This is a genomic window from Devosia sp. (genome assembly GCF_036406155.1).
Taxonomy (GTDB): domain Bacteria; phylum Pseudomonadota; class Alphaproteobacteria; order Rhizobiales; family Devosiaceae; genus Devosia_A.
On record NZ_DASWVV010000108.1, the window covers coordinates 1 to 4,413 of the forward strand.

A 4,413-nucleotide genomic window follows, 5' to 3' on the forward strand; every position below is an offset into this window, starting at 1 on the left:
CGCCGGGGCGCTGGTGCGGGTGGACGTGCCGCCGGCGCCGGTCGTGCTGCCGCCCGATACGGAGGCCGCGGTGCCCAGCCTCAGCGTCGAGCAGGCAGCGGCGCTCCAGCAGATCCGCGAGCTCGATCCCGGGCGTTTCGCCGTGGCGCTGCTCGACGGGGTCACCGGGAGCGGCAAGACCGAGGTATTCTTCGAAGCGGTGGCCGACACGCTCAGGGCCGGGCGGCAGGCACTGATCCTGCTGCCCGAAATTGCGCTCACCCACACCTTCCTTGCCCGCTTTGCCCGGCGCTTCGGCACCCGGCCGGCGGAGTGGCATTCCGAGATGACGCCGGTGCAGCGGGCGCGCACCTGGCGCGGCGTCCTCGACGGCACGGTGCGGGCGGTGGTGGGGGCGCGCTCGGCGCTGTTCCTGCCGTTCCGCGAACTCGGCCTGCTGGTGCTCGACGAGGAGCACGACGGGGCCTACAAGCAGTCGGACGGCGTCAGCTACCACGCCCGCGACATGGCGGTGGTCAGGGCGAAGTTCGCCAGGGCGCGGGTGATCCTGTCCTCGGCGACGCCCTCGGTCGAGAGCCGCAACAACGCCAATACCGGCCGCTACCGCCATGTATTGCTGTCGAGCCGCTTCGCCGAGGCGGCGCTGCCCGACGTCACCGCCATCGACATGCGCGAGGAACCGCCCGAAAAAGGGCAGTGGATCGCGCCGCGGCTGGCGCGCGAAGTGTTCGCTACGCTCGACCGCGGCGAGCAGGCGCTGTTGTTCCTCAACCGGCGCGGCTACGCGCCGCTGACCCTGTGCCGGGCCTGCGGCCACCAGTACCAGTGCCCCGACTGCTCGGCCTGGCTGGTCGAGCACCGCTTCCGCGGCGTGCTGATGTGCCATCATTGCGGCCGCGAGCAGAAGAAGCCCGACAGCTGCGGGGCGTGCGGGGCGGCGGATGCGCTGGTGCCGATCGGGCCGGGCATCGAGCGGGTGGCGGAAGAAGCGGCGGCGCGCTTTCCCGACGCGCGCACGGTGATCCTGTCCTCCGACATGGGCAGCAATGCGCAGCTGCGCGACCGCTTCACCGAGATCGCGCGCGGTGCCTACGACCTCATCATCGGCACGCAGCTCGTCGCCAAGGGCCACCATTTCGAGAAGCTGACGCTGGTGGGCGTGCTCGACGCCGATCTCGGCCTCGCGCATGGCGATCCGCGGGCGGCGGAAAAGACGTTCCAGATCCTGACGCAGGTGACCGGCCGGGCCGGGCGCGCGGCGCGCGCCGGGCGCGCCTTCCTGCAGACCTACCACCCCGAGCACCCGGTGATGCAGGCCATGGTCAAGGGCGACCGCGAGGCCTTCTACGCCTACGAGCTCAAGGCGCGCGCGGAAGGTGGACTGCCGCCGTTCGGGCGGCTGGCGGCGCTGATCGTCTCGGCCAGCGAGCACGACGCCGCCATGGGCTTCGCGCGGCGGCTGCTGGCGGCGGCGCCGATGGCGGAGGGGCTGCGGCTGTTCGGCCCGGCCGATGCGCCCGTCGCCATGGTGCGCGGGCGCCACCGCGTGCGCCTGCTGGCGCAGAGCCCCAGGGATTTCGACCTTTCCGGCTATGTGCGCTTCTGGCTCACTTCGGCCGAGCGGCCGAGCGGCAACCTCAAGGTGCAGGTGGACATCGACCCGATGAGCTTTTTCTGAGCCGGAGCGTGCGACAACTCTCCCCCAAAGACTCATTCCGGCCAGCCTTGCGGGGCATTTCTCATCGTGTTAGAGGGGGCCGCGAACTGGAGGGGCCGGCTGGCTCCCTCCGGAGAACCAGCTCAAGCGACAGCAACCGTCCCGGCACGTTTTCCCGCCGGCCCTGAGGTTGCAAATCATGAGGGTGACGGAGCATTGGCAGCGCAGGATTCAGTGCTTGTGCAAATCGCGCGGCCCTATGCGGCGGCGCTCTACGATCTCGCCCGCGGCGAGAACACCCTCGAAGCGGTCGAGGCCGGCCTCGGCGCCATCGCCCGGCTGGCCGGTGACAGCGCCGATTTCGGGCGCTTCCTGCGCTCGCCGGTGATCAGCGCCGACGCCAAGGCGGAGGCGGTCGACGCCATCCTCGCCAAGGCCAAGGCGCACCCCACGGTGGCCAGCTTCGTCAAGGTCGTGGCCCGCAACGGCCGGCTGTTCGCGTTGCCGACCATCATCTCGGCCTTCACGGCGCTATGCGCCGCCGGCCGCGGCGAGATCGCGGCCGAAGTGACCTCGGCGGCGCCGCTGAGCAAGGCCCAGCTCGCCGAGCTCGCCGGCACGCTCAAGGCCAGGATCGGCAAGACGGTCACGCTCACCGAACACGTCGATCCGAGCCTGATCGGTGGCCTTGTGGTCAAGGTCGGCAGCCGGATGATCGACTCGTCCCTCAAAACCAAGCTGACGGCGATGAAGATCGCCATGAAAGAGGTCGGATAATGGACATCAAAGCCGCGGAAATCTCTGCGATCCTCAAGGAGCAGATCAAGAATTTCGGCCAGGAGGCCGAGGTCTCCGAAGTCGGCCAGGTGCTCTCGGTGGGTGACGGCATCGCCCGCGTCTACGGCCTCGACAACGTGCAGGCCGGCGAGCTTGTCGAGTTCCCGGGCGGCATCAAGGGCATGGCGCTCAACCTCGAGACCGACAATGTCGGCGTCGTGATCTTCGGCGCCGACCGCGGCATCAAGGAAGGCGACACCGTCAAGCGGACCGGCGCCATCGTCGACACCCCGGTCGGCAAGGAACTGCTTGGCCGCGTCGTCGACGCGCTCGGCAACCCGATCGACGGCAAGGGGCCGCTCAAGGCCAAGGAACGCCGCCGCGTCGACGTCAAGGCTCCGGGCATCCTGCCGCGCAAGTCGGTGCACGAGCCCATGTCGACCGGCTTGAAGGCCATCGACGCGCTGATCCCGATCGGGCGCGGCCAGCGCGAGCTGATCATCGGCGACCGCCAGACCGGCAAGACCGCGGTGATCCTCGACACCTTCCTCAACCAGAAGCCGGCCCACGCCGCGAATGCGCCCGAGAGCGAGAAGCTCTACTGCATCTACGTCGCGGTGGGCCAGAAGCGCTCGACCGTCGCCCAGTTCGTCAAGGTGCTGGAGGACGCCGGCGCGCTCGAATATTCGATCGTCGTCGCCGCCACCGCCTCGGACCCGGCGCCGATGCAGTTCCTGGCGCCGATGACCGGCGCCGCCATCGGCGAATATTTCCGCGACAACGGCATGCACGCCGTGATCGCCTATGACGACCTCACCAAGCAGGCCGTCGCTTACCGCCAGATGAGCCTGCTGCTGCGCCGCCCGCCTGGGCGCGAGGCCTATCCGGGCGACGTGTTCTACCTGCACTCGCGCCTGCTCGAGCGCGCCGCCAAGCTCAACGAGGAGCACGGTTCGGGTTCGCTCACGGCGCTCCCCGTCATCGAGACGCAGGCCAACGACGTTTCGGCCTATATCCCGACCAACGTGATCTCGATCACCGACGGCCAGATCTTCCTCGAGACCAACCTGTTCTTCCAGGGCATCCGGCCGGCCGTGAACGTCGGCATCTCGGTCAGCCGCGTGGGCGGCAACGCCCAGATCAAGGCGATGAAACAGGTGGCCGGCTCGCTCAAGGGCGAGCTCAGCCAGTACCGCGAGATGGCGGCCTTCGCCCAGTTCGGCTCGGACCTCGACGCCGCGACGCAGCGCCTGCTCAACCGCGGCGCCCGCCTCACCGAACTGCTCAAGCAGCCGCAGTTCTCGCCGCTGAAGCCGGAAGAGGAAGTCGCGGTGATCTTCGCCGGCGGCCAGGGCTATCTGGACGACCTGCCGGTGAGCCAGGTGGGTGCCTTCGAGAAGGGCCTGCTCGGGGCGCTGCGCTCCAAGCACCAGGACGTGCTGACGGCCATCGCTACAGAGAAGGCGCTGTCCGACGAGCTGCGCGGCCGGCTCAAGGCGGCGATCGACGCCTTCAAGAAGACCTTCGCAGCCTGAACCAGAAGAAAGTGGCCCTATGGCTTCGCTGAAGGACCTCAAGAACCGCATCGCCTCGGTCAAGTCGACCCAGAAGATCACCAAGGCCATGCAGATGGTGGCGGCGGCCAAGCTCCGGCGCGCCCAGGAGGCGGCCGAGCAGGCCCGGCCCTATGCCGAGCGCATGGGGCAGGTGCTGGCGGCGCTCGGCGCCGCCTATGCCGGCCGGGCCGGGGCGCCCGAACTGCTGGCCGGCAACGGCCGCGACCAGGTGCACCTGCTGGTGGTGGCCACCGGCGAGCGCGGCCTGGCGGGCGGCTTCAACTCGTCGATCGCGCGGCTGGCCCGCGAGACGGCGCAGAAGCTTATCAGCGAAGGCAAGACGGTGAAGATTCTCACCGTCGGCCGCAAGGGCAACGACATCCTCAAGCGCATCTTCGCCGACCGTATCGTCGATACCGTCTC

At 69.2% G+C, this 4,413-nt stretch carries 4 protein-coding genes; all 4 read left to right on the forward strand.

Annotation, left to right across the window (positions count from 1 at the left end):
• Positions 1–1,678 (forward strand): replication restart helicase PriA (priA, locus tag VGD93_RS06850; protein WP_395010511.1); only part of this gene is annotated, 1,678 nt, incomplete at its 5' end.
• Positions 1,679–1,873: 195 nt separating this feature from the next.
• Positions 1,874–2,434 carry a F0F1 ATP synthase subunit delta gene (locus VGD93_RS06855; protein ID WP_395010513.1) on the forward strand — a complete coding sequence of 187 codons (561 nt, stop codon included), beginning with the start codon at positions 1,874–1,876 and terminating at the stop codon, positions 2,432–2,434.
• Positions 2,434–3,969, forward strand: a complete 1,536-nt coding sequence (gene atpA / locus VGD93_RS06860; protein ID WP_395010515.1) for a F0F1 ATP synthase subunit alpha — start codon at positions 2,434–2,436, stop codon at positions 3,967–3,969. The genes VGD93_RS06855 and atpA overlap by 1 nt, the downstream gene beginning before the upstream one ends.
• Before the next feature lie 19 nt (positions 3,970–3,988).
• Positions 3,989–4,413: F0F1 ATP synthase subunit gamma (locus VGD93_RS06865; protein ID WP_395010517.1), on the forward strand; the 425-nt coding region annotated here is incomplete at its 3' end.